Here is a 23630-nt window from a genome sequence, read left to right on the forward strand (position 1 = left end):
ATTATGCTTGATAAAATAATCCGGCTGCGGCCGGAAGGTAAGGTGAATGGATGGCTACAAATGAACAGTATATGCCGGCGTTTCTTGAAGAAGTCGTCGGAGACCGATTTGGTCGTTATTCCAAATATATTATCCAGGATCGTGCGATACCCGATGTACGGGATGGACTAAAACCGGTACAGCGCCGCATTCTCTACGCGATGTACGAATCCGGCAATACACCGGAAAAAGGCTATCGTAAATCTGCAAAAACCGTCGGTGATGTGATGGGTAACTATCACCCGCACGGTGACTCTTCCATCTATGATGGTATGGTACGTATGGCACAACCATGGAAAATGGGACATACGCTGGTTGATGGTCATGGTAACTGGGGTTCTCCCGATGATGATCCGGCAGCAGCCATGCGTTACACGGAAGCACGCCTTTCGTCTATTGCCATGGAGATTTTGCGCGATATTGACCGAAATACCGTGCAGTTCAAGGATAATTTCGATAACACGACCAAGGAACCAACGGTTCTGCCGGCACGTTATCCGAATCTGCTGGTTAATGGAGTCAGTGGTATTTCTTCCGGTTTTGCGACCGAGATTCCACCGCACAGCCTGCGCGAAGTAATCGAAGCCTGTATTGCTCTTATGGAGAATCCGTCGATGGAACTGGATGAACTGATGAACTATGTCAAAGGTCCGGATTTCCCGACAGGCGGCATTATTATGGGCGGCAGCGGTATTCGCGATGCTTATGAGACCGGCAAAGGACGCATCTATGTGCGCTCCAAAACCGAAATCGAGACCATGCGCGGCGGCAAGCAGCAGATTGTCATTACCGAGATTCCATACCAGGTTGTCAAGGTACGTCTAGTGACAGCGATGGAGAATATCCGTCTGGAGAAAAAAGTCGAAGGAATCGCCGAAGTGCGCGACGAGAGTGGACGCGATGGTCTGCGTATCGTTGTCGAACTGAAAAAAGACGCTGATGCCGAAGGTATTCTGGCTTATCTGCTCAAAAAAACCGATCTGCAGGTAGCTTATAATTTTAATATGGTGGCTATTGTTAACAAAGCTCCACAGCAGCTGGGGCTGAAAAACATCCTGCAGGCGTATATCGCTCACCAGCGTGAAGTGGTAACCCGCCGTACACGCTATGATCTGGACAAACTGGAAGATCGTGCGCATGTACTGGAAGGACTCGCCAAAGCACTGAATATTCTGGATGAAGTGATTGCAGCAATCAAGGCATCCAAAAATCGTCAGGATGCCCATCAAAATCTGCAGTGGATGTTCGGACTGACCGAGCGTCAGGCAGATGCGATTCTGAGCCTGCAATTATACCGTCTAACCAATCTGGAGATCAATCAGGTAGAAAAGGAACTGAGCGATATTCAGAAAAAAATCAAAAATCTTCAATCGATTCTGGACAGCGACAAAAAGCTGATCGGTGTGATCAAAAAAGAATTGATGGAAAGTTATGATAAATACGGAATCGAGCGCCGCTCCGAGATCCGTGATGAAGTGGAAGAATTAAAAGTTAATCTGGAAGTTATGGTGAACTCGGAGGATGTGCTGGTTACTCTGTCCAATGGTGGATACATCAAGCGTACAAGCATGATGTCATTTAATCGTTCAGGTGCAGAGCGCAGCGGTTCAGGCGCCAAGGAAGATGACTTTATTCGTCAGGTGATCGATGTCAATACGCTGGACAGCCTTTTGATCTTCACGCAGCGCGGTCAGTATTTTCTGCTGCCTGTGCATCAGATTCCGGATTTCAAATGGAAAGAGACCGGTACGGCCATTGTCAACGTGATCTCGATGACACGGGAAGACCGGATTGTGGACATTATTCCGGTACGCAATCTTGAAGAAGAGACAGGCAGTCTCGTATTTGTTACCAAGCGGGGACAGGTCAAGCGAACAGAAGTCAAAGATTATGCAACCAAGCGCTCGGGAGCTGTAGCAGCCTGCAAGCTGGGTGAAGGTGATGAAGTCATATCCGTCAGCCGTGGCGATCAGGCGCGTGACCTGATGCTGATTACCCGTAATGGAATGAGCATCCGCTTCCGGGCGGAGGAAGTCAGTCCAATGGGCAGGGTATCGACAGGGGTACGGGGTATACAGTTGATGGATAATGATGAAGTAGCGATTTCCCTATGGGTAGATGGAGAAGAAGACGGACAACTCATGGTCATGACCGATCTGGGTTATGCCAAACGGACCTCCATGCTGCAATATCAGACACAGAGCCGCGGAGGCAAAGGGGTATCGACCTTTGAACTCAAAGAAGGCAAACGCGTGAAGCCAAATGGCAACTGTATTATTGCTGCTTTTATCTGCAGGGACAATCGATCCTTCATAGCGATGGTACCGCCGAACCGTACGATTCCATTTAACAGCAAGCTAGCAGTGCAAACGGATGAACGACGACATATCGGCAAATCGATTGTTACGCTCGACAAAAATGATACGATTATCGCTGTATTGGAAGACTTGTCATCATCGGCTCCCAATAAGTAAGCAATCAAAAGGGAAATAACAAGCAACGAACATAAATACTAAATACAAATTAACCAAAAAAGCTTTTCCCTGTATTCTTTGACTATCCCGAGAATACATGTGGAAAAGCTTTTTTGGTTTGTTCTATCCATTTATTTATTTTATAGACTCATTTATTCTGTGAAATTTATTTCGATTCACCCGATTGATTACTCACCAAGTTGAACCCGAATCTGTTCATATACCGCTTCATTCCATTGAGTCCATGGACGCGTACGCGGAGGAAGCGAGACAAACGTCATCATTTCCTTGGAGACCGGATGTGGTATACCTGTGCATACCGACCAGAGAGCCAATTGCTCGCCTTTGCTGTTAACGTCGGCGCCATATTTCTGATCGCCATACAGTGGATGACCGCTGTGAGCCATCTGCACACGAATCTGATGGGAACGTCCGGTATGCAGATGAATCAGTAGGAGAGATAGTTCTCCCGTACTGGCAATAACTTCGTAATCAAGCACAGCATCTTTGCCACCGGCAGTTCCCGGTTTGACGACAGCGACTGTATTCGTCCGCGAATCCTTGAGCAGTGTATCTTTTAAAGTACCCTGTGTACGCGCAGGCACACCTCTTACAACAGCAGCATACTGTTTAATCATACTGCGGCTACGTACCGTCTCAGATAAACGGGAAGCGGCTTTGGACGTTTTGGCAAATACCATTGCGCCACCAACCGGACGATCAAGCCGGTGCACCAGACCGAGAAATACATTGCCTGGCTTATTATGTCGTTCCTTGAGATCTGCTTTGAGCAGGGTCAGCATATCAGGATCGCCGGTATTGTCTTCCTGGGAAGGAATATTCACCGGTTTCACTACAGCCAGTACATGATTATCCTCGAATAAAATGGGAATAGATGTGTTCGATGTACTCATACCTGATCAGCTTTCCCAGCGACCCAGGATACCGCATGGCAGGGTCATTCCGGAATTGGTAATCGGCAGACCAATCTCTCCCGAGGAAATGGTTCCGCCATACTGCTGCTTCATTGTCATACTCAGAATGTTGGACAATACGGTTGGAGCCAGACCCGTAGTATACGAGTTGATCAGCATGAACAGCGGCTGATCGGACATGATGCTCATGCAGGATTCCAGGAACGGATACAGACTCTGTTCCAGTTTCCACATTTCTCCACCTGGTCCGCGTCCATAGGAGGGAGGATCCATAATAATTGCATCATATTTATTACCGCGGCGCTGTTCACGCTGAACAAACTTGAATACATCATCTGTAATAAAGCGTACCGGACGATCGCTGATACCGGACAGTTGATGATTTTCTTTCGCCCACTGAACCATACCTTTAGCTGCATCGACATGTACTACTTCCGCGCCTGCCGAAGAAGCAGCGACTGTTGCTCCGCCTGTGTAAGCAAACAGATTAAGCACAGAGATGGGACGTCCGGCGTTGCGGATTTTGTCCATCATCCAGCTCCAGTTGGCTGCCTGCTCAGGGAACAGACCGGTATGCTTAAAGTTGGTCGGTTTGATGTGGAATTTCAGCTGTTGATAACCCAGCTCCCATTTTTCCGGAATTTTGCGTTTCCATTCCCATTCGCCACCACCGGAGGAACTGCGATGATAATGACCGTGTACCTGATTCCAGCGTGGATCATCGGATTTTTTGGGCCAGATGATCTGTGGGTCGGGACGACGAAGCAGGATTTCTCCCCAGCGCTCCAGACGCTCTCCATCACCGGTATCGATTAATTCATAGTCTTTCCATTGATCTGCAATATACATGTGTAACCATCCTTATGATTTATTTCTTTCAGAGCCCGGGTAAGCTGTACAAAAATCCATTTATTCTGTAAACAGGAAACATCGTTTCTCGGCAGCTTTGAATGTAGGCTGCAGAAACACGAAAATAGACCATAATAACCCGCTCGTCAAATAGGTTTACCGCATTTTATTGTACAACAATAGAAGGATAGGCGCTACAGATGTTTCGGTTTGGACAGCCGGATAAGCAGATGAATCCAAAGCAGGAAGAGACCGATCAACGAAGGAGATACCTGCATATTTTGCTTAGAACAGAGATATAATAAACATAAACAGGATTTATTATCATTAAATGGATAATTCTGTTGGTGACAAAAGAAGGAGGGCTGGAGAGAAGCAGAGAGACATCGAAGATCAACGCATGGATATCAGCATCATTTACAGAGCGATCATCCATTCATAATCAAGAGTATCGGTTCGGATACATTCGCTGTTTGTGGACATGGTTATATTCTGTTTCCCTGAAAATGATATGAGGAAGGAGCGTTACAATGAAGTCAGCCAACGTTGGATCGGCACTGCATTGCAAAATAAAACAAAATCAACGTTCACGGAAGAAATACGCAGACATTCCTATCATACCGCATGCAGCGATAGACGAACAGACCATTCCGCTTGGTTTGTCTGCTTCTTCGCACAGTTCCCCCAATAAACAGGCAGGTTTGTATTATTGTACATCTCCAGTGCAATATCCCAACACATTGTTGACTGAGCAATGGATCACCGAGCAGCTGCTAACCGAAGAACGACGTCGCATTGCAAGGGATATTCATAATGTTGTCAGTCATACACTGACCATTTCCGTGATCCAGCTGGACGCAGCCCAAAAGCTGCTTGATATCAATCCAACTGTGACACGCGAAAAGCTCGAATCTTCTCAGGAACTGATCCGGCACGGAATCGAGGAGATTCGGCGATTTATTCATCATATGGCCAGCCAGACTCCCTCGATGAATCTAGCCTCCGAAATTGCCCTTATTATTAATAATATTCATAAATACACTTCTATTGAGATTGATTGTGCCGTCGGATCTCTCCCGGAGCTTGCTTATTCCCAGCAGAAATTGATCTGTCAGGCGCTGCAGGAAGGAATTACGAACGGAATCCGGCATGGACGTAGCGGCTGTTTCCGATTTTGGCTGCATCAGCAGAACGAGCAGATCATATTCAAACTTGCCAATAAAGGTAGCTGCCCATCTCAGGTTCATTTTGGGTTTGGATTAAGTACATTACAGCAGCAGGTCGAAGATTGGGGAGGGATGCTTAATTTGTATTCGAACACTCCCGACTGGACCCAACTGTTTATTCGGATGCCGGTATGTAATGTGGCGGGAGAAGCTTATGAATGAGCTGAAATTGCTGGTGGCGGATGATCAGACGCTAATGAGGGAAGGGCTAAAGACCATACTGGAATTGGAAGAAGACATCATCGTCGTGAATACAGCTGCAAACGGCCAGGAAGCCTGGGAAATGGTACACCGGAACGAGCCGGATATTGTGCTACTGGATATTCAGATGCCGGTTATGGATGGAATATGCTGCGCCCGTCAAATCAAACAGCATCATCCCGATATAATTGTGCTGCTGCTCTCTACCTTTATGGATGAGTAATATATTATGGAAGGCATGAGAAGTGGAGCCAATGGTTATCTGCTCAAGGATATGGACAGCCGTCTATTGATTCAGACGATTCGCAGTGTGACAGCCGGCCAGTTTACGATGCCGGCAGCTGTCGCTATTCAGCTGGCAGAAACGATAAATCGGCGATCGGTAGAGGCTGACCGTGCTGTTTTCGGCCAGTCCGCTGATTTTACAAGGAGGGAACAGGAGATTATCACGTTTATGAGAAAGGGGCTTACCAATAAGCAGATTGCCCAGCAACTATATATCCATAGTGGAACTGTACGTAACTACATCAGTATTATTTATGCCAAAATGGGTGTGAATGATCGCACGAGTGCACTCATGTATCTGCAGGCCAAATAACTTCAGACTTTCTGATGCCACTTGACCGGTCTATATAGACCGGTTTTGCACAGCGTTTGATTACATGACAGTAATGGAATTATATTACATAACGAATGACAGCAATCACTATGAAAATGACTGTGTCATCCTGTATAAAAGAGATACAGCCAATCCTGGGCACACTGGCTGCTGGTATTTATAAAATCAGGCATAAAAAAGGCCACCCAGTACAAAGGTGGCCCCATCATAAGCAGTGTATAATACGGTAATTACTCGGTTGGACTAAGAGTCCAGGAATTGTCTGCGTTCAGTGTTGCCGTCATGGAATACACATTAGCCGGGAAATCAATCTGCTGTGTATGTGTAATCCCTTCTATATTCATGACCTGACCCTGAGTGTAGTTGCCGAAAGTGATCCAGTATTCCGGATGGGGAGTGAAAATTTCTTCATAATTGGGCTGTGTGGGAATAATAAAGGTTCCCGCTCCGGACATGCCTACTCCTGCCGCACCGAGAGAGGAAGGGACGGTTTCATCAAAAGCCATCGTCATCTGACCAGCTACCCCTTTTACAGGAGTCTGAAAAAAGAAGCCATATTGATCACGGGAAAGAGTGATGCTGTTGCTGCTTTGCAGGGAAGGAACATCAATCGTCTGAGAAGCATCAAAGATAACGCCGGGCTGCAATGTACCTGTCTCCGACCAGACAAAGCAGTAATCAACCGACCAGTCGAAACGGACTTTGGTGTTGCTGTGAGCACCTTCGGTCAACCAGGCAAGTGATTGAATCGAAGAGGAGCTGCTTTGCTTTGGCAGGGTCTGATACAAACAGGCATGTCCTGCGTTGGATGAATTATTGACAAAAATCACTTCATATTGCTGTCCCATAGATATTCCTCCCGGATATGTTTTTTTTGGAATAGCGGCCGCTATCACTGTTTAGAAGCAGTATGTCGCTCCTATATAGAATGGAATCGACAGACCTTGATTTACAAACGATTTCCGAAAATAAATTGGTTGAATATGGAAATTACGCTTCGTATAATTGGAGCTAATCCATACCGCAAGTAAATTGCAGCAAAGGAGGTGATATCAAGTGAATCCTGTGTTGTGTACTTATGAGGAATGTTTGGTCGAGCTCAAACGAAGTGCATGGCGTCTGCAGAGCAAGACAAGAGCACATATCAAGCGAGAGTGCGAGTGGGCAGAGGATTACAACGAAGTCGATAGTGCGTGCAGTCAATTGCAGCAGTTATGCGAAGAGGAGTTTATTCAGTATGCACTTAGCCATATTTCCTCATCAAAAGCCAGGCTGATTATTCAAAAGCTGTATGTGGAAGATCTGTCGGAGAAACAGGTGGCAGAGCAACTCAATCTGACCCAGCAGGCGGTGAACAGGTGGAAAAACAAAGCGCTGCAGGAACTAAGGAGCAAAAAGAATTTGCTGAAATATGTGCAGCTATAGTACAGGCAGAGGAAGGAAGCCAGGAGCGGTTGATCGCCTATTTTCAGCAGGATATGCAAAAACTCAGCCGGTATATTCGGCTGCCGGAGGAGGAGATCATGCAGGCCCTGCAGACTGATTTGCTGGAATATGTAATTCGCAAAATAAAAAGCACAGAGTTCCAATCCTAAGATTGAGTATCTGTGCTCTTTGAGACAGACTTAACAAGCGGCAACTTGTTAGGTACACTCCTCTTTGGGAGAGAGGAGATCTATCCGGTACCTTTTCATATTATTCTTGCTAAAACGGCGAACTCCTGTTTAATTTTACAAAAACAAAGGAGCTGAATAACATGAGTACCGAACAGACAGTAAAAGGACTGGATACCACACAATCCTGCATCCATAAAGTAGATAATCTTCACAAGCAAGGATATGCTTTTGTGGGCAGATATTATAATGTCAATCGTCCGGAGAAAAATCTGACATTGGAAGAAGCTGAGGTACTAAGCAGAGGAGGCATAAAAATAGTCGCGGTATGGGAAAATGGGTATCCGACTAAATCCGTTTATTTTACGGAATTATCAGGCGGTGAGGATACTGAAAGTGCTTATGACTATGCCCGAAATGTAATTCGTCAGCCAATGGGATCAGCGATTTATTTTACTATCGATTATGATGCATCTGCAGCGGATCTCGGCCACGGTATTCATCAATATATGCAGAATCTGGTAAGCACACTCAAGGCACGCGGCGATGCGTACAAGATAGGTATCTACGGTTCGGGCCTTACGTGTGAGTATGCGATTCAGCATATCCACGGTATTCATTACACCTGGCTGGCAGAATCATCCGGTTGGACGCATTCCCGGACATTTACAGGCTGGAATATCAGACAGACGGGCAGCGGCAGCTTTCATGGTCTTTCGATCGATCTGGATGAAGCTGTTGGCAGTTACGGATCTTTTGGTATTCCTTTGTAAATAGTGGCTCCTCGATTCCATTATAAGTAGACAGCATAATCAGCAAAATGTCTCCGTACAGGCTGTCCATCATAATGAGTTGAGGAGGAAAAGAAGATGAATGAGAAAAACCCGGAAACCATTCCCGATCAAAATTGTACACTCTGTACCATTGCCGGCCTTCATATTCCAACGCTTACTCCCTATCAGGTTTTCGAGCAAACCGGTTATATGGATGGTCCCCCGCATGATAGCGAAGCGATCTCCGCCATGCTGGTGACGATGAAAATGTCGGATGGTAGCTATGAGCGGTTTGCGACTCTGGAAGAAGCTGAACGAGCGATGCTGCAGTTTGGTGATAATCAGAAATTTTGTGTGGGTTATGCCAGTGATCAGGATGTTGGACATATGGTCGCTGCCCAGAAAGCGATGGGTGGGATGTACTATTATGATTTTCAGAATAGTACACCTGCACAGCTGCCGACCAGCACAGGGTATAAATTTTATGTGTGGCCTATATACTCCTAACAACGGTTTATTACAATGAGATTATGGAAAGGTGGTCTATACTGATGCCCTATACGTTGATATATGCCGATGAAAATCAATTTGATGCAGACTATGAATCTCTTCAGAAGGCAGAACAGGATAAATGCGATCGCTGGCGCAATCAGGTAGTTGAATATGGAGCGATTCAGGCAGCCAGATTAGAGCATATTGAAATCAAAAAAATACGAGGTGCCGCTGAGAATCAATGGGAACTCGTGATTGGCAGAAAAGAAAGAGTGCAGATGTTCCTTGAGGGAGAGAATGTAACTATCTTGGGAATCGGACATTTGTAAATCATTCATTCATTGAGATTCATATCCATCCAATTGAGAAACGCCGGAGCATATTTCGGCGTTTCTTGTTGTATATACAGAGCTTAACCACATAATCGACAGCACGATAAATGACCAAAAAACCGCATAGTAAAAGGAATTATGAAGCCGATCAGATAGGATGATCAAAAAAATAAAAAACAAATTTAAATAAAGAGTTGACAATGATAATCATTATCAATTATGATGTTGTCAGAGAGAAGAAGTGAGAGAAACAACGCACAACAGGAGGATATATATGCCAAAAATATTAATCGTTTTTGCCAGTATGACAGGCAATACCGAAGAGATGGCAGACCTTATTGCAGAGGGTATTACATCCGCAGGTGGAGTTGCGGAACTGAAACAATCCATGGATGTAGATGCCGATATTCTGCTTGAATATGATGCTGTAATGCTTGGTGCTTATACATGGGGAGACGGCGAACTGCCGGATGAATTCCTCGATTTCTATGAAGACATGGACAACCTGGATCTGAATGGCAAAAAAGCTGCTGTATTCGGCAGCGGAGATACGGCCTACGATCAATACGCAGCAGCAGTAGATCTGCTGACCGATAAGCTCAGAGAGCGCGGAGCCGAGATCGTACAGGAAAGTTTGAAGATCGAGCTTAATCCTTCTACAGAAGATAAAGAAACATGCCGCAGCTTCGGCAAACAATTTGCTAGCACAGCGGTTAGTCTCGTATAAGTGAGTGTGCGGAAGATGGTGAACACATAATGAATGACCCTGCGACATTGACCGACGATAATGCCGTAATCCGGGACTATCAGCTGGAAGATTGGCTGAGAAGAACCTATACCGCTGAGATTCGTGCAGAACGAACACCACGCCGTACGCAGCAGAAGCCAGACTGGAAGCAGCGTGCACAATATGCTGTAGGACATGCGATCAATCGCTACTACAGTCTGCAGCCGGAACTGCGCGAAATCGCCCATATGGGAGAACTGCTAGATTACCGCTGGCCCAGGCGCTCTCAATCCTTTGAGAGCGAGCAGCATTACTGGGATCTCAAGGACCTACTTACGCAGCGTCTTACCGAAATGCTGCCTTCCAACCAATCGGATGCTTATCCGGTGATGCTGTACGAGCAGCATCAGGTTATGGTTCCGGAGCTCGGTACAGAGCTCTCGCTGATTTTACAGGCGGCCTGGCAGGTTCCCTGGACAACAGCGCAACCGGATGCTGAATCATCCGGACACAAGAGCCTGATTGTCCAGAAGTTCTTTCTTGAGCATGAGCCTCAGCTGGAAGAAGCGTTTATTCATCTGTCTTCCGTATTTTGCAAGGCCGCATTTGGTGTTTTGCCGGAGCGGATTGAATTGTTCAATATTATGGAAGGTACAATTCGTCAGCATGTACCTCATGCAGATCAATACCGTGCTTCCATTGATTATCTTCATTTGCTCCGCCATGCCGTACCGGGCGGAAATCGCTTCTGCACCAGCTGCGGAACGAACGCTGGTATGGCATATCTTGCTCCGCAATGGAGCCTAATGTAGGTGAAAGAGGAAACGTATCAAAATCCCCCATCATTTTGATGCTGTTATCTTTTCACATAAATGCACTACAGGAACATACGGCTTCCCTGTTACAGGGGAAACAGGACGGTTGAACTTTCTGTCCCAGTCATGTACGGAATGTTCAGCCGTTCTGAGAAAAAGCGTTGATCCTGTTATGGACCGGACCTCCATAACAGTGATCAACGCTTTTTGTATGCGCACATATAGCATAACGAAAAAGACAGCGGCAGGAATCCGCTGTCTGTGTAGCCTACTATACCTGTGCTGCAGATCGCAGGGGAATTCCTTGATACTCATAGTAATCCTGAATATCCTGATGAACAAACCCGCAGGATTCGTACAAATGAAGTGCCCGGTTATTATCTGCTACAACATTAAGCCATACTTCTTGCCCAAGTCTTTTCTCTTCAGCAGCGACTTGACGCAGCGCACTGCGTCCAAGGCCGTGCCCGCGAAGAGCAGGATCAATCGCGAACCCGTATATCCAGCTTTGTTTGTCCTCGCGGCTGACTTCGATTTTGCCAGCTGCCAATCCTTGGTGTTCAATAACATGCATAATTTTGGACAGGGGACCATGTGGGCTGGATAGTGCATTCATCGTGGAAGATTCCGGAATATCGAATGCATCGGCATCAAGGCGCGCCCATAGGGGAGCATCTTCTTCCTGGAACAGCCGCAGGGAAGCGATCTCATGCATAACCGGATCAAGTAGTGATCCATGTTCATCCAGCTTCATTGTATACTCTACGCTGTTGAGCGACGTGCGAAGCGTATGAATCCAGTTCTGCCCCGAAGCAGACGCACGCGGGACGTTCAATAACACCCGATGAGCCCCGGAGAAAACACCACTGTCTGCAGCCTGCTGCCAGAGCGATGTGAATAGGCCTTGACGACGATAATCCGGATGTGTCATACCGCATACTTCAATATTGGGACCAAATCGGTAAACAGCCAGATAAGCGACCAGCTGTTCCTGATCATAATGGAAAAAGTCTTCCGTACTGCCTGGAGTACGGTTCTTGAGTATATCCCAATTAAGTTTTAGCATGATTTGTTCATATTTCTCGCATATAACCTGAAGTTCGGAAATATCTGATAATTGGCGAAGTTTTAGCATGGATTTGATGTCCTCTCTTTTGAGCCAGACAGATTATCATAGGCGAAATCTTGTACCTGTTTTGTCATTCCTGATAAAAAATAACACCGATCCTCTGTCTTTCACTAGATACTTATACGTATGTATACCCTGTTTGTCAGCTTCTGTACAAACGAATAGTAATTCAATTATATAAAGAAAGAGCTAGATAAAGCTACATTTGTTTCCAATTTATTCATAAGTCGATATTATTCACCTTCTTAACTACTACATATTATAACGTTTGAAGTCAGGTATAAACGACAAAAAATCCGCAGCCTAATTAATCAGTGCCGCGGATTTTGCCTGTTAATAACAGCAGAATAAAGGAAATCAAAATAGTAATAATCGTTAAGCTCCAGGCAAGCTGCATATGACCGGCATCCACAGCGAAATAAATAGCTGTAGGTAGCGTCTGCGTCTTGCCGGGAATATTACCGGCAACCATCAGTGTAGCTCCAAATTCTCCGAGTGCTCTGGCAAATCCAAGTACAAACCCTGTCACAAGTGATCGCCAGGATAGAGGAAGCACCATATACCAGAGTACCTGCAGCTCACTCGCTCCCTGAGAGCGGGAAGATTCCAGCACATCCCGATCGACCAGAGCGAAGCCGGTCTTGAGGGTCTGATAGACGAGGGGAAAAGCCACAACAGCCGAGGCAATTACAGCTCCAGTCACACTGAAGACGATAGGCTGTCTGGTAATCCATTCGGCAGCCTGTCCTATCCAGCTGCGTCTTCCAAGTATCGTTAGCAGCAGCAGACCGACAACAGAGGGAGGCAGTACAAGAGGCAGCATAAACAGCGTCTCCAGCAAGATCTTTCCACGAAAAGCATGCCGGTTCATCCAGGCTGCTACCCACACGGCTGCTGCAAAAGAAAAAATGCCCGAGATACAGGCAATCCGCAGTGACAGCATAACGGGAAAGCCTATAGCCTCCCAGGACCAGACTTCATTCATGAGCCGCTGGCTGCTCTGCTGAATCCGTATTTCTCAAAGACTGCCTGGGCTTCATCGGTCTGCAGATAGGCATAAAACTGGGCTGCTTCCTCGCGATGGGTTGTACCAGCCAGCACACCTGCTGGATAGACGATAGAGTCATGACTGTTCGGATCGGCTGTAAAAGCGATCTGAACACCATCCGATTCCAGAGCATCTGTTTTGTAGACAAAGCCTGCATCTGCATTACCGGTCTCTACATAAGAGAGTACCTGCTTCACATCCTTGGTCTGTACGATACGGGATTGCAGGGTATCCCACAGTTTGGCTGCCTGCAGCGACTGCTGGGCATACATGCCAGCAGGAACCGATTCAGGCGTTCCGATAGCCAGACGTTTGACAGATGGCTTTTGCAGATCCTGTATGGAATCTGGAATATTCGTACTGCCTTTGGGCACGATGAGTACCAATTGATTGGTCAACAGATTGGTCTGATGATCAGGATCGATCAGCTTCTGCTGAACCAGAGCCTGCATCTGCTTGCTGCCTGCCGACAGGAACAGGTCAGCCGGTGCTCCTTGTTCGATCTGCTTTTGCAAAGTTCCGGAAGCGGCAAAGTTAAAGGTCAATTGGACATTGGGGAATTTCTGTTGATACATTTTTTGAATCTCCTGCAGGCTGTCTGTCAGGCTGGCAGCTGCAGAGACGGTCAATTCGGTTGTGCCACTGGAAGCCCAGCCACCCTGCTGTTTGGTATTGTCCGATTTGGCAGTGCTGCTTGAAGAGCAAGCAGTAAGAGCTGCTACAAGCAGCATCATCAAGATCAATGCAGGCAGCCGATGCCTCACAGCACGTGGTTTGTCATCCATATTCTTATGTAGGGATTGCATTGAGGTTCCTCCTTGGGGAAATAGATAATGATTATCCACATTTTATCCTATCTTAATACAACTAATATAAACTAAACTGTACTAAATATCACTACTTATAACTAAATATAACAAATGATATAGAAAAAGCGAATCATATGCAGCTTTTCTGAATTGCAATCCTTACTTTTCGCAGGTAAGATGAACGTATCTTGTCAGCGATACAGGGAGGAACCACCTATGGATGAACAGGTGTCATATACCACGGAAGAGATAGCCAGACTGTTAAAAGTATCCAAGTTAACGGTCTATGATCTGATCAAAAAAGGAGATCTGCCTGCCTACCGGGTCGGCAAGCAGATGCGTGTAGACCATTATGATCTGGAAACCTACAAACAGCGTGCCAAAAATGGCATGATACGCGAAAATAATAATGCAATGAATATCCGCGAGCTACAAAGCGGAATGCAGCCGGTTCCCTCTTCATCAGAGCGCGCGCTTCAGCCCGGTAAAAGTGGGGTGATGCCAGCGACCAATCCGCTTAATACAGATCCGTCTGCGGTATCAGCAGAATTTGTACATGCGGCCTATGCCCGTCCTGAAGAGATTCTGCGTAATACCGGCACGATGCAGCCGGTGACGCAGGATCTGATTCCTCCGCCAATCAATAACCAGACGATCGTTATTACAGGGCAGGACACAAGCCTGGATCTGCTCGCCCGTTATATGGAAAAAGATAACCGTTATCGTCCGCTGCGCTCTTTTGCTGGCAGCATGAACAGCCTGGTCTCGATGTATATGGGCAATTCGGATATTGTCAGTACTCATCTATTCGATGGAGACAGTGGAGAGTATAATCTGCCCTATATACGCAAAATATTGGTATCCTGTCCATTTACGCTGATTAATCTGGCCTCCCGTCCAGCGGGAATCTATGTGCAGCGAGGTAATCCCCGCCGGATTCGCAGATGGAGCGATCTCAGCCAGCCGGGACTGACTATCGTTAACCGGGAAAAGGGAGCAGGAGCACGTGTACTGCTGGATGAGCAGTTGCGACTGCACAATATTCGTCCGTCTACAGTGAGAGGTTATAGTAATGAAGAGACTTCCCATATTGCAGTAGCTGCGCGAATTGCTTCGGGACAGGCGGATGTAGGCGTAGGAAGTGAACGGGCAGCCACCATGGTAGGCATTGAATTTATTCCGCTCGTTACGGAACGTTATGATCTGGTGGTGCTGAACAAGCCGGATAATGCGGAATGGATTGCGCTGCTCAAGCGCATTTTGCAGTCCGTAGAGTTCAAGCAGGAGCTGCAGGCAATAGGCGGATATGACCTGTCCCGTACGGGAGAAATCGTATACGAGAGTGTGCATTAAGCAATCGTAGCAATAATAGGCTAACCTTCATTTGTATTGACAATGATAATCTTTATCATTTAAAATAATCCTATTCTGTTTGATGTTTATTCATTAAGGAACAGTGACATGGAACAGGGTTCGTATAGCCAAATGAGGAGGTAGAGAATATGTTCGTTATTCTTCGCACTATGACGGTTACGGAAGGCAACTCCGACAAAATCGTTGAACGTTTCAGTAAGCCAGGATCGCTCGTGGAGCAGCAACCTGGTTTTATAAATATTGAGATCATGGTGAAGCAGACTCGCCGCGGGGAAGAGGAAGTAGTCATTCTGTTCCGCTGGGAATCCGAGGAAGCATGGAAAAACTGGGAGAAAAGCGATGCTCATATTCAGGGGCACCGTCAGAATGCCGGTCAGCCCAAGCCGGAATATGTACTGAATGTAACGCATGCCCGCTATGATGTAAAAGCAATCAAAGGCGCAGCGGAACCTACAGCTTGATCGTATCACCCGAAAGAACACAAAAAGCACCTTTTCCCGGGACACTTGGAAAGGTGCTTTTTATATAACTTCATGTGATTAATCACAGCTCTGCATTTATGCTCGTGAATCGAACGGTTCGATGGTCGTCATATTTTGATCGATCATTGAAAATTCATACGCTTTTTGGGCACTGGAAATCCGCTGCGATGAAGCCGGTGGCGCGTCTGCAGTAAACGACGGCATTTTGAATCCAACCGGCTCGGGACGCGTTACCTGCTGAACGTAACCGGGCTTGACTGCCTGAATAGCAGGTACCTTCTCCAAAAATTGATCGAAATTGACCGTCTTATCCTGCGTCTGGGCAATTTGCTGTTCAGAACGTTCTGCCTGCTTCTGTTCACGACGAACTAGAATCTGACGAGTATAGGCGGCCACTTCGGCTGTAATACGTCGTACAGCCTCAATAGGGTTAACTCTCATTTCATCTCTCCTTATCCGGGAATTGCTTGATGTCTCTATCCGATCTGCTAAATGGCTGTCTTGCACTACTTATATCGGCAAAAGCGCCAGGTTATATTACTCAATAGTCATAACCGCGCTTACTTAAAACAAAATCATCATCCTGAAAATCAACTGTCGGTCCGTCATATCAATCCAATGGTACACATCTTCCTTCTTCTATTATCCCTCTTCTAACAGTCACATTTCAAGCTTTATCCGTAAATCGTTGACATTTAAATTGATTATTTGATATATTAACTTTATGTTATTAACAAATAGTTAATTAGATGTATATGCAGAACATAAATATTCTGTAATCATGTTTATTTTAATAGAGATGGAGGTAAATAGATGCCCAAATCCCAATCCAATTCCTTGAATCATCAGGGGCTTACCGAGCAGCAGTTTCTCGATCAATATGATGCCGGTGTGTATGAACGGCCTTCGGTTACTGCAGATATGCTGATTTTTACAATTATGGATCAGGAGCAGGATAATTATCGCAAGCTCCCGGAGAAGTCCCTGCAGCTACTCTTGATCCAGAGGGGAGAACATCCTTTTATGGGCCAGTGGGCCTTGCCGGGAGGATTTGTCGGCATGAAAGAGAGCCTGGACGAAGCGGCAGCACGTGAGCTGCGAAGTGAGACCGGGTTGAACGAGATTTATATGGAACAACTCTATACATGGGGAGAAGTAGAGCGTGATCCCCGTACACGGGTTATTAGCACCTCCTATATGGCATTGGTCGATTCTTCGACGCAGCAGGTACGTGCTGGTGAAGATGCACAGGATGCCCGCTGGTTTGAGCTGAATTACCGGGTTATGCAGGAGACCAAGACGCATCTGCCCGAAGGCTGTCGTCTGGAAAAGGAAGTACATATTCGTCTGCGTCATCAGGACATCGAGCTGTCCGGAGTAGTCAAAGTAACCCGTACCTACTGCGGCACGATTACCGGTGTGCATTGGGAGGTTCTGCAAAGCGAAGGCATTGCCTTTGACCATGCCAAAATGATCGCCTATGGTGTAGAGCGTCTGCGCAGCAAAATTGAATATACGGATATCGTATTCAATCTAATGCCGCCACTATTTACCCTATCCGCATTACAGCAGGTATATGAGACGATTCTGGACCGCGAACTTCTGGCACCGGCATTTCGACGCAAAATCGCTCCGCGTGTAATGGCGACCAATGAATATACCCGTGATGCCGGCCATCGGCCTTCCCAGCTGTATCGCTTCCGCCCGGAATGGGAGGACGCATAATATTATTGGTTTGTAATGGATAGTCTACGAAGATTCATAAAGCAGTTTGTAGAGATGATTAATTTAGGAAAAGAGTGATTATAATGAGCAAGCAGCAAGAAAAGTTTACGTTCTTTTACCGGAGCGAATCTCCATTTTCGCAGTGGTATCCGGCTGTATTTGTAGTTGGAGAGCACACATTTGACAGTGCCGAGCAGTATATGATGTACGGCAAAGCAATGCTTTTCGGAGATCAGGAAATAGCCACCCGGATTCTGACTGCCAAGCAACCACGACAGCAAAAGCAGTTGGGCCGCCAGGTTCAGCGTTTTGACAAAGCAGTATGGGATGAGCATGCCAGACAGATCGTATATGACGGCAATTACGCCAAATTTACACAAAATAAAGAACTGCTGGAGGTTCTGCTGGCGACTGCAGGCACCACACTCGTAGAAGCAAGTCCTACTGACCGGATCTGGGGAATCGGACTGGCAGAGGAAGATCCTCGTGTCCGTAATCGGAGCACCTGGCGCGGTACCAACTGGCTTGGAGAGGTGCTTACCGAGCTGAGAGAACAGTTGCTGACTGAACCAAAAGTCTGACTACAATGATGATCAGCAAAGTACATGCATGAGATAACTGTCGTTACCATGGATGTTATGAAGATAGTATTCAATTTATAAATATAGTAAGTCTACAAATACAGTAAGGAATGATTAGAATGACCCATAATATTAATTCTGCTGAACAGGGCATGAAAAAAGGCCAGGGTGCACGAGAGATTCGCTCCAGATGGGCACAGGAGACACTGAATATTCTGGAAAGCGGACAATATACCAATCCGTCAGGCAGGACCATAAATATTCATAATCAGATAGAGCATACTATTCATCACTCGCAGCTGTATCGTCCACATGAGCTGCCTGCTATCCAGCATACTGCTGAATTACGTATTCGCGAATATACGGCTGCCATGGATTTGTCGGACAGACATCAGCAAATTAGCAACCGGATCGAATGTACGGATGAATCTACACTGGCAGCAGCAGAGCGTCTGGTTGTTAGCGAGCACTCACAGCATGTGCTGGCACTTAATTTCGCTTCGGCACGCAATCCCGGTGGTGGTTTTCTCGGAGGCAGCCAGGCGCAGGAAGAGAGTCTGGCACGTTCTTCTTCCCTGTATCCGGCTATCGTACAAATGGAAGAGATGTACAAGCATAATCGCCAGGAAAAGAGCTGTCTGTATTCCGATTACATGATCTATTCACCTGATGTAACCATATTTCGTGAAGATCAGGGGCAGCTGCGTGATCAGCCTTATCAGGTGTCGATGATGACTGCTCCAGCTGTAAATGCCGGTGTTGTGCGTGAACGTGAACCAGAGCGGGAGCATGAGATTGAACAGGTGATGAAGCAGCGTATTCGTTATATTCTGGCGGTAGCCAGTGGGCAGGGCGAAGAAAATCTTATCCTTGGAGCCTATGGCTGCGGCGTATTCCGCAATAGGCCCGAAGAGGTAGCCCGCTGGTTCCGTGATATTTTATTAGAAGAAAGCTATGGTCTATTATTCCGCAAGATTGTATTCGCTATACTGGATCGATCCAAAACAGGTGGAGTTATGGCTGCTTTTCGGACTGTATTTCCATCATAATACGGCAGATAATCGGATAAGCAAAGCCAAAATGAAAATGATGTATAAATATAGAGCAACCATTAACAAAAGCTAATTAGATACTATATAAATATAAGGTGTATGGAAGATACCAAAGTATTTTCATGGACCGGCAACTTGAAGGAGAACACTGAATAATCAGGATCTTTTTTCAAGCTGTCGGCCTTTTTATTTCAACTAATTATTAAAATTAATCATATGAAAAATTCACAATAGAAGTTCCAATATTTCGCTTATCTCTGGATACTATCGATTTGCTGTAAAATCAGATATTACTTATATCATTTTTAATTTTGAAAAAAAGGTAAAATAAAACATAAATATGTGATATGATACAACTCGTAAGATAACTAAATAAGTGATCTTTTATGGAAGTTCATTGTCTGTTTATTCAAATATAAAGGGGATATTATGATGAAAATGATGAACAAAGTATGCACTGGCTTGTTGACAGCAGCACTACTCGCAGGTACAGGAATTGCAGTGTCCACTACAGCAGCAGCCAAGCCGTCGCAGCAGGCATCTGCATATACTTCTGTCAAAGGCAAAACCGTATATTACAAAAACTGTACAGCGGTGCGCAAAGCAGGCAAAGCTCCACTATATAAAGGCGAACCGGGATATCGTATTCGTCTGGATCGTGACAAGGATGGAATTGCCTGCGAATAATCGCATGCTATGTCAGAAACACATCTATTCGTAGAATGATGCTTGATGTACTCACGATATAACTTAACAAGATCATCAATAAGCCCCAAAGCCCGGATGCAGATGCTGCAGGGCTTTGGGGCTTATTGATGATAAATATACATCGCTAACAGATGCGCATAGTCTGTACGGCTCGATTCTCTCCGTACATATATAAGATCGATACTATACGATTTGAAAGTACGCTGACGTTGTATTTGTTACTCTATCCTCGTATAGATGGCTTCCTCTCAAAATTAGAGCATTGGCAATCAACCGCAACCGCAACCGCAACCTCAACCGTCAATACTTTTTCGGGAGAGCTTCCATATTAAAAGAAGGCTTGGCTGCATAAACAGCTGGTTGAATAGGTGAGATATCGCTGGATAGCGGCATCTTCAATACAAAAGTCGTACCCGTAGAAGAGCTATGCTTCAGCACAATTTCTCCATGTTGAGCACGTGCCAGCAGCTGGCTGTAGGTTAAGCCGAGACCCAGACCGCGTACAGCCCGTTTTTTGTGTTCACCACGATAAAAGCGCTCGAACACATAATCCTGCTCTTCCGGGGCAACGCCGGTTCCGTTATCGGTTACTTCAATCTGGATATTCTGCTGTTCGGTATACATTCGAATATGCAGATCCAGCGTCTGACCGGATGCAGTTGCCTGAAGGCTGTTATTCAGCAAATTAACCATAATCTGTTGAATACGCAGCGCATCTCCCACCGTATAAAGAGAAGATGGAGGCAAGTCAGTCGTAACCCGAACCGTAGTAGAGTCATGCAGCAGATTCCACTGGTAGATGACTTCGGCAATCAGTACGGGAAGATCGATATCATCCTGACGAACTTCCACACTACCGGAAGCAAATGCATTATAGTCCAGCAGATCGGCCACCATACGTTCCATCCGGTCAGATTCCTTAAGCGCGATATCGAGGAATTCCTGGGCTTCTTCCTGGACTACCACTTCATCACGCACAGCCATAACAAGTCCTTTAATGGAAGTGACCGGAGTCTTCAGCTCGTGGGTGACGCCGGCGAGTGAGAGAGCACGCCATTCTTCCAGGTGCTTGAGCCGTTTGGCCATATCTTCAAAGGAAGAGACCAGCTGCTGAATCTCTCTTTCGGGAGTATGAATATTCAGCTGCACATCATAATTGCCCTGACGAATCTGCTGCGCGGCATCGGCTACGCTGCTGAGCGGACGAGCCAGCTTGCGGGATAAGAGGTAAAGCGTCAGCCAACCCGACAGAATCAGAATGGCCAGCAGCAGGATGGATATCATCATTTCTTGCGGACTGTATGTCAGTGCTCTTTTGGATTGTAAAATGATGACTTTGCCGAGCTGTTCATTATTGCTATCGATCGGCGTCGTAATCGCTACATACCGATCATCTCGCGGTTGACTCAGATCATCGGTCAGCTTGTCATGCATCTGCTGTTCGGTCATGGCAGGACGGGAGAATTTGAGATCGCCCTTTTGGTCGGTAATCATTACGCAGATGTACTCATCGATATTGAAGAAAAAGAGCCTGTTTTTGACGATATAATCGAGCTTGGGCGGGATTGTAAGCTGCCCTTCCGGTGAGGTGACACGATCAGCTACCTCCTGACCGAGCAGACCGGCTGTCTGAAGACGGCTCTCCATCGTGGCATCCCGCATCCAGTAGATCGCTGCTGCCGCGATAATAGTGAACCCGATACACAGAATAATGAAATATCGTATTGTCCAATAGGACAGGAGTGATGTGGACCGTGTTCGTTTTACTCGTTTACCCAAAATTGATACCCCATTCCTCGTAATGTACGGATCTCTCCGGTATCTGCCGACCAGTGGGAGAGAGACTGGCGAAGACGCTTGATCGACAGATCCACCGCCCGGTCGCTGCCTTCATAATCCATGCCCCAGACTTGTTCAATCAGATGATCGCGTGTAAAAGTCCGATTGGGATATTCGGACAGGAACAGCAGCAGTGACAGATCTCGCGGACTGAGCGGTACCTCTGCACCATTCAGATACACCTGCTTGGCTGCCAGATCAATAACCAGATTGCCAAAATGTCTTTTGCTCTCGCCATCAGTCAGATAAGGACGTCGACGCAGTACGGCATTAACCCGCGCGACTACTTCTTCAGGGGTAAAAGGCTTGGTCATATAATCATCGGCTCCGCTATCGAGTCCGTTCAGTCGGTCTTCCATCCGGTCGCGTGCAGTCAGCATAATTACCGGACATGCGCCCTGAGCACGAATAAGCTGTAGAAGCTCCCAGCCATCCATTCCCGGCAACATAATATCAAGTACGACCAGCGCAGGAGAACAGGACTGGAATTTCTCCATCGCTGTATGACCGTCTGCCGCATGTTCAATCTCAAAGCCGGCTTTTTTTAAATAAGCGGACAAAACACGGGCAATCGCCGGTTCATCCTCGATAATTAGAATCAGACTCATAAGGGTGATGCTCCTTGTTAAACAGTATCATATCCATACATAACACTTACTTTTTTATACCTATTGTATATGAGCGGGAAATTGAGCTGCAAGCTTTATTATTACAGGTGCTCATTATAATGAAAGCAAAACAAAAAAAGTATCATCGACATATTCCCGACACATTCACCAACTATACTTACGTCATGATCTAACCAAAGGAGAGAATAAGAATGACGAAAAAAACAAGAAATTGGATAATTGCTTCTGCAGTTGTAGTGGTACTGCTGGCTGTCGGTGGATATACATTCATGCAGAGCTATATGGGGAACAAGGTAGAAATACAGCAGGTCATTCCAACGGAAGCCGCAGCTGCCAAGGGCCAGACAGCTACTAGTGGAGCTAGTGTGACCGGCAAAGAACTGAACGGCGACTGGGCGATCAGCACTGGTTCCAAAGTATATTTCTCGGTAACGACTTCGCAGGAGACTGTCAACTTTGTAGATGAAAAAGTAACAGGGAACTGGAAAGTGAATGTGGATGAGCCTGCCCAGATGTCTGCTGAAGGCCAGATCGATATGAGTGCTATTGACTCCGGAACCGCGCAGCGTGACGAGCATGTCAAAGAAGCCGATTTTTTTGACGTAAGTAAATTCCCGAATGCTACTTTCAAAGCAACTTCTTTTGAAGGACTGCCAACCGAATGGACATCCGGTGCAACCAATGCGTTCAAAATGAAAGGTACACTGACAGTCAAAGGTATAGAAAAAGAAGTGACTTTTGATGCCAAAGGTGTCTATCAGGATGGCAAGATTCTGTTATCCGGTACAACAGTGGTTACTTTCCAGGACTTTGGCATGAGTAATCCTCACTCGGTTGTCATGAGCACGGAGAATGATATCAATGTACAGCTGGAACTGGTGCTGAATAAAGGGTAATCCGAATAAATAATCAGGGTTCAAGTATAAACCATATACCCTATAGAATCAGAATAACAAAAAGCCTATGGATTAAGGGCTCCATAGGCTTTTTGTTATGTATTTACATAGAATAAGATAAGCAATCATGCAACTTAATTAGCAAGGGCTGAGTCGGAATGTGCAAATAAGGGTAATTTGCCATTGACCAATAGGAGCACCGGTTTAACCGAGCACTATCCACTTAACAACAATTATTTAATTCTACATTATACTTTGGTTAG

At 46.1% G+C, this 23630-nt stretch carries 25 protein-coding genes and 1 pseudogene; 17 read left to right on the top strand and 9 right to left on the bottom strand.

The annotated features are described in order from the left end of the window. Window positions 1-50 precede the first annotated feature (50 nt). Window positions 51-2513: a DNA gyrase subunit A gene (gene gyrA / locus H065_RS0110195; protein ID WP_017812950.1), complete on the top strand. Its 2463-nt coding sequence runs from the start codon at window positions 51-53 to the stop codon at window positions 2511-2513. 188 nt (window positions 2514-2701) lie between these two features. On the opposite strand, the gene H065_RS0110200 is transcribed toward gyrA, so the two are convergent. Together H065_RS0110200 and H065_RS0110205 are read right to left on the bottom strand one after the other, a co-directional pair. Beyond that, on the bottom strand, window positions 2702-3427 hold the full coding sequence (locus H065_RS0110200) for an RluA family pseudouridine synthase (RefSeq protein ID WP_017812951.1): 726 nt from the start codon (window positions 3425-3427) through the stop codon (window positions 2702-2704). 6 nt (window positions 3428-3433) lie between these two features. Further along, a complete protein-coding gene (locus H065_RS0110205) occupies window positions 3434-4297 on the bottom strand; it encodes a class I SAM-dependent methyltransferase (RefSeq protein WP_017812952.1) in 864 nt (287 codons plus the stop codon). A 530-nt stretch (window positions 4298-4827) separates the two neighbouring features. On the opposite strand from H065_RS0110205, the gene H065_RS0110210 reads away from it, so the two are divergent. The 3 genes from H065_RS0110210 to H065_RS28210 are packed head-to-tail and all read left to right on the top strand — an operon-like array spanning window position 4828 to window position 6322. Continuing rightward, entirely contained in the window at window positions 4828-5685 is an 858-nt protein-coding gene (locus H065_RS0110210) for a sensor histidine kinase (RefSeq protein WP_017812953.1), read from the top strand. After that, a complete protein-coding gene (locus H065_RS28205) occupies window positions 5678-5947 on the top strand; it encodes a response regulator (RefSeq protein WP_017812954.1) in 270 nt (89 codons plus the stop codon). The genes H065_RS0110210 and H065_RS28205 overlap by 8 nt, the downstream gene beginning before the upstream one ends. A gap of 6 nt (window positions 5948-5953) precedes the next feature. After that, window positions 5954-6322 (top strand): LuxR C-terminal-related transcriptional regulator, encoded by a 369-nt coding sequence (locus tag H065_RS28210; protein WP_017812955.1) that lies wholly within the window; start codon window positions 5954-5956, stop codon window positions 6320-6322. 251 nt (window positions 6323-6573) lie between these two features. Here H065_RS28210 and H065_RS0110220 read toward each other — a convergent pair whose 3' ends face one another. Beyond that, a complete protein-coding gene (locus H065_RS0110220; protein WP_017812956.1) occupies window positions 6574-7191 on the bottom strand; it encodes a RhiA family protein in 618 nt (205 codons plus the stop codon). 208 nt (window positions 7192-7399) lie between these two features. Between H065_RS0110220 and H065_RS0110225 the strand changes: the two genes are divergently transcribed. The 6 genes from H065_RS0110225 (at window position 7400) to H065_RS0110255 (ending at window position 11092) form a co-directional block, all read left to right on the top strand. Further along, a complete protein-coding gene (locus tag H065_RS0110225; RefSeq protein WP_017812957.1) occupies window positions 7400-7768 on the top strand; it encodes a sigma factor-like helix-turn-helix DNA-binding protein in 369 nt (122 codons plus the stop codon). A gap of 331 nt (window positions 7769-8099) precedes the next feature. Beyond that, on the top strand, window positions 8100-8729 hold the full coding sequence (locus tag H065_RS0110235; protein ID WP_017812959.1) for a glycoside hydrolase domain-containing protein: 630 nt from the start codon (window positions 8100-8102) through the stop codon (window positions 8727-8729). A 96-nt stretch (window positions 8730-8825) separates the two neighbouring features. After that, the gene (locus H065_RS0110240) at window positions 8826-9236 is read left to right on the top strand and encodes a hypothetical protein (protein WP_017812960.1); all 411 of its coding nucleotides are present in this window, start codon (window positions 8826-8828) and stop codon (window positions 9234-9236) included. Between the two features lie 44 nt (window positions 9237-9280). Continuing rightward, window positions 9281-9550: a hypothetical protein gene (locus H065_RS0110245; RefSeq protein ID WP_017812961.1), complete on the top strand. Its 270-nt coding sequence runs from the start codon at window positions 9281-9283 to the stop codon at window positions 9548-9550. Window positions 9551-9827: 277 nt separating this feature from the next. Continuing rightward, window positions 9828-10280, top strand: a complete 453-nt coding sequence (locus H065_RS0110250; RefSeq protein ID WP_017812962.1) for a flavodoxin — start codon at window positions 9828-9830, stop codon at window positions 10278-10280. 29 nt (window positions 10281-10309) lie between these two features. Then, window positions 10310-11092 carry a hypothetical protein gene (locus H065_RS0110255; protein ID WP_017812963.1) on the top strand — a complete coding sequence of 261 codons (783 nt, stop codon included), beginning with the start codon at window positions 10310-10312 and terminating at the stop codon, window positions 11090-11092. A gap of 274 nt (window positions 11093-11366) precedes the next feature. On the opposite strand, the gene H065_RS25715 is transcribed toward H065_RS0110255, so the two are convergent. The 3 genes from H065_RS25715 to modA form a co-directional block, all read right to left on the bottom strand. Next, the gene (locus H065_RS25715; RefSeq protein ID WP_238557930.1) at window positions 11367-12161 is read right to left on the bottom strand and encodes a GNAT family N-acetyltransferase; all 795 of its coding nucleotides are present in this window, start codon (window positions 12159-12161) and stop codon (window positions 11367-11369) included. Window positions 12162-12531: 370 nt separating this feature from the next. Beyond that, window positions 12532-13209: a molybdate ABC transporter permease subunit gene (modB, locus tag H065_RS0110265; protein ID WP_017812965.1), complete on the bottom strand. Its 678-nt coding sequence runs from the start codon at window positions 13207-13209 to the stop codon at window positions 12532-12534. Further along, the gene (gene modA / locus H065_RS0110270) at window positions 13206-14078 is read right to left on the bottom strand and encodes a molybdate ABC transporter substrate-binding protein (protein ID WP_017812966.1); all 873 of its coding nucleotides are present in this window, start codon (window positions 14076-14078) and stop codon (window positions 13206-13208) included. Before modA ends, modB begins: the two co-directional genes overlap by 4 nt. A gap of 219 nt (window positions 14079-14297) precedes the next feature. Between modA and H065_RS0110275 the strand changes: the two genes are divergently transcribed. Continuing rightward, window positions 14298-15434, top strand: coding sequence for a helix-turn-helix transcriptional regulator (locus H065_RS0110275; protein WP_017812967.1), 1137 nt, complete (start codon window positions 14298-14300; stop codon window positions 15432-15434). A 149-nt stretch (window positions 15435-15583) separates the two neighbouring features. Next, window positions 15584-15916, top strand: coding sequence for an antibiotic biosynthesis monooxygenase family protein (locus H065_RS0110280; RefSeq protein WP_017812968.1), 333 nt, complete (start codon window positions 15584-15586; stop codon window positions 15914-15916). A 96-nt stretch (window positions 15917-16012) separates the two neighbouring features. On the opposite strand, the gene H065_RS0110285 is transcribed toward H065_RS0110280, so the two are convergent. Continuing rightward, window positions 16013-16378 carry a YolB family phage-derived protein gene (locus H065_RS0110285; protein ID WP_017812969.1) on the bottom strand — a complete coding sequence of 122 codons (366 nt, stop codon included), beginning with the start codon at window positions 16376-16378 and terminating at the stop codon, window positions 16013-16015. Between the two features lie 372 nt (window positions 16379-16750). On the opposite strand from H065_RS0110285, the gene H065_RS0110290 reads away from it, so the two are divergent. The 4 genes and pseudogenes from H065_RS0110290 to H065_RS28215 all read left to right on the top strand — a co-directional run. Continuing rightward, a complete protein-coding gene (locus tag H065_RS0110290; protein WP_017812970.1) occupies window positions 16751-17662 on the top strand; it encodes an NUDIX hydrolase in 912 nt (303 codons plus the stop codon). 83 nt (window positions 17663-17745) lie between these two features. Beyond that, the gene (ybiA, locus tag H065_RS0110295) at window positions 17746-18243 is read left to right on the top strand and encodes a riboflavin biosynthesis intermediates N-glycosidase (protein WP_017812971.1); all 498 of its coding nucleotides are present in this window, start codon (window positions 17746-17748) and stop codon (window positions 18241-18243) included. 119 nt (window positions 18244-18362) lie between these two features. Continuing rightward, a complete protein-coding gene (locus H065_RS0110300) occupies window positions 18363-19292 on the top strand; it encodes a TIGR02452 family protein (protein WP_017812972.1) in 930 nt (309 codons plus the stop codon). A gap of 531 nt (window positions 19293-19823) precedes the next feature. Further along, a pseudogene (locus tag H065_RS28215) lies at window positions 19824-19982 on the top strand (excalibur calcium-binding domain-containing protein); the annotation flags it as partial. Window positions 19983-20303: 321 nt separating this feature from the next. Here the strand turns inward: H065_RS28215 and H065_RS0110310 are convergent. Both H065_RS0110310 and H065_RS0110315 read right to left on the bottom strand, forming a co-directional pair. Next, complete coding sequence (locus H065_RS0110310) at window positions 20304-21782, bottom strand: HAMP domain-containing sensor histidine kinase (protein WP_152425866.1); 1479 nt, start codon at window positions 21780-21782, stop codon at window positions 20304-20306. Next, complete coding sequence (locus tag H065_RS0110315; RefSeq protein WP_017812975.1) at window positions 21767-22450, bottom strand: response regulator transcription factor; 684 nt, start codon at window positions 22448-22450, stop codon at window positions 21767-21769. Before H065_RS0110315 ends, H065_RS0110310 begins: the two co-directional genes overlap by 16 nt. 212 nt (window positions 22451-22662) lie before the next feature. Here H065_RS0110315 and H065_RS0110320 point away from each other — a divergent pair, with 212 nt between their 5' ends. Then, window positions 22663-23367 (top strand): YceI family protein, encoded by a 705-nt coding sequence (locus H065_RS0110320; protein ID WP_017812976.1) that lies wholly within the window; start codon window positions 22663-22665, stop codon window positions 23365-23367. Window positions 23368-23630: the final 263 nt, after the last annotated feature.

Origin of the sequence: Paenibacillus shenyangensis, assembly GCF_000346635.1 — a bacterium.
Classification (GTDB): Bacteria; Bacillota; Bacilli; order Paenibacillales; family Paenibacillaceae; genus Saccharibacillus; species Saccharibacillus dauci.

Excerpts from the sequence above, each read along its gene's own strand:
- gyrA (WP_017812950.1), top strand. The coding sequence starts at position 51 with ATGGCTACAAATGAACAGTATATGCCGGCGTTTCTTGAAGAAGTCGTC.
- H065_RS0110200 (WP_017812951.1), bottom strand. The coding sequence starts at position 3,427 with ATGAGTACATCGAACACATCTATTCCCATTTTATTCGAGGATAATCAT.
- H065_RS0110205 (WP_017812952.1), bottom strand. The coding sequence starts at position 4,297 with ATGTATATTGCAGATCAATGGAAAGACTATGAATTAATCGATACCGGT.
- H065_RS0110210 (WP_017812953.1), top strand. The coding sequence starts at position 4,828 with ATGAAGTCAGCCAACGTTGGATCGGCACTGCATTGCAAAATAAAACAA.
- H065_RS28205 (WP_017812954.1), top strand. The coding sequence starts at position 5,678 with ATGAATGAGCTGAAATTGCTGGTGGCGGATGATCAGACGCTAATGAGG.
- H065_RS28210 (WP_017812955.1), top strand. The coding sequence starts at position 5,954 with ATGGAAGGCATGAGAAGTGGAGCCAATGGTTATCTGCTCAAGGATATG.
- H065_RS0110220 (WP_017812956.1), bottom strand. The coding sequence starts at position 7,191 with ATGGGACAGCAATATGAAGTGATTTTTGTCAATAATTCATCCAACGCA.
- H065_RS0110235 (WP_017812959.1), top strand. The coding sequence starts at position 8,100 with ATGAGTACCGAACAGACAGTAAAAGGACTGGATACCACACAATCCTGC.
- H065_RS0110240 (WP_017812960.1), top strand. The coding sequence starts at position 8,826 with ATGAATGAGAAAAACCCGGAAACCATTCCCGATCAAAATTGTACACTC.
- H065_RS0110245 (WP_017812961.1), top strand. The coding sequence starts at position 9,281 with ATGCCCTATACGTTGATATATGCCGATGAAAATCAATTTGATGCAGAC.
- H065_RS0110250 (WP_017812962.1), top strand. The coding sequence starts at position 9,828 with ATGCCAAAAATATTAATCGTTTTTGCCAGTATGACAGGCAATACCGAA.
- H065_RS0110255 (WP_017812963.1), top strand. The coding sequence starts at position 10,310 with ATGAATGACCCTGCGACATTGACCGACGATAATGCCGTAATCCGGGAC.
- H065_RS25715 (WP_238557930.1), bottom strand. The coding sequence starts at position 12,161 with ATGCTAAAACTTAATTGGGATATACTCAAGAACCGTACTCCAGGCAGT.
- modB (WP_017812965.1), bottom strand. The coding sequence starts at position 13,209 with ATGAATGAAGTCTGGTCCTGGGAGGCTATAGGCTTTCCCGTTATGCTG.
- modA (WP_017812966.1), bottom strand. The coding sequence starts at position 14,078 with ATGCAATCCCTACATAAGAATATGGATGACAAACCACGTGCTGTGAGG.
- H065_RS0110275 (WP_017812967.1), top strand. The coding sequence starts at position 14,298 with ATGGATGAACAGGTGTCATATACCACGGAAGAGATAGCCAGACTGTTA.
- H065_RS0110280 (WP_017812968.1), top strand. The coding sequence starts at position 15,584 with ATGTTCGTTATTCTTCGCACTATGACGGTTACGGAAGGCAACTCCGAC.
- H065_RS0110285 (WP_017812969.1), bottom strand. The coding sequence starts at position 16,378 with ATGAGAGTTAACCCTATTGAGGCTGTACGACGTATTACAGCCGAAGTG.
- H065_RS0110290 (WP_017812970.1), top strand. The coding sequence starts at position 16,751 with ATGCCCAAATCCCAATCCAATTCCTTGAATCATCAGGGGCTTACCGAG.
- ybiA (WP_017812971.1), top strand. The coding sequence starts at position 17,746 with ATGAGCAAGCAGCAAGAAAAGTTTACGTTCTTTTACCGGAGCGAATCT.
- H065_RS0110300 (WP_017812972.1), top strand. The coding sequence starts at position 18,363 with ATGACCCATAATATTAATTCTGCTGAACAGGGCATGAAAAAAGGCCAG.
- H065_RS0110315 (WP_017812975.1), bottom strand. The coding sequence starts at position 22,450 with ATGAGTCTGATTCTAATTATCGAGGATGAACCGGCGATTGCCCGTGTT.
- H065_RS0110320 (WP_017812976.1), top strand. The coding sequence starts at position 22,663 with ATGACGAAAAAAACAAGAAATTGGATAATTGCTTCTGCAGTTGTAGTG.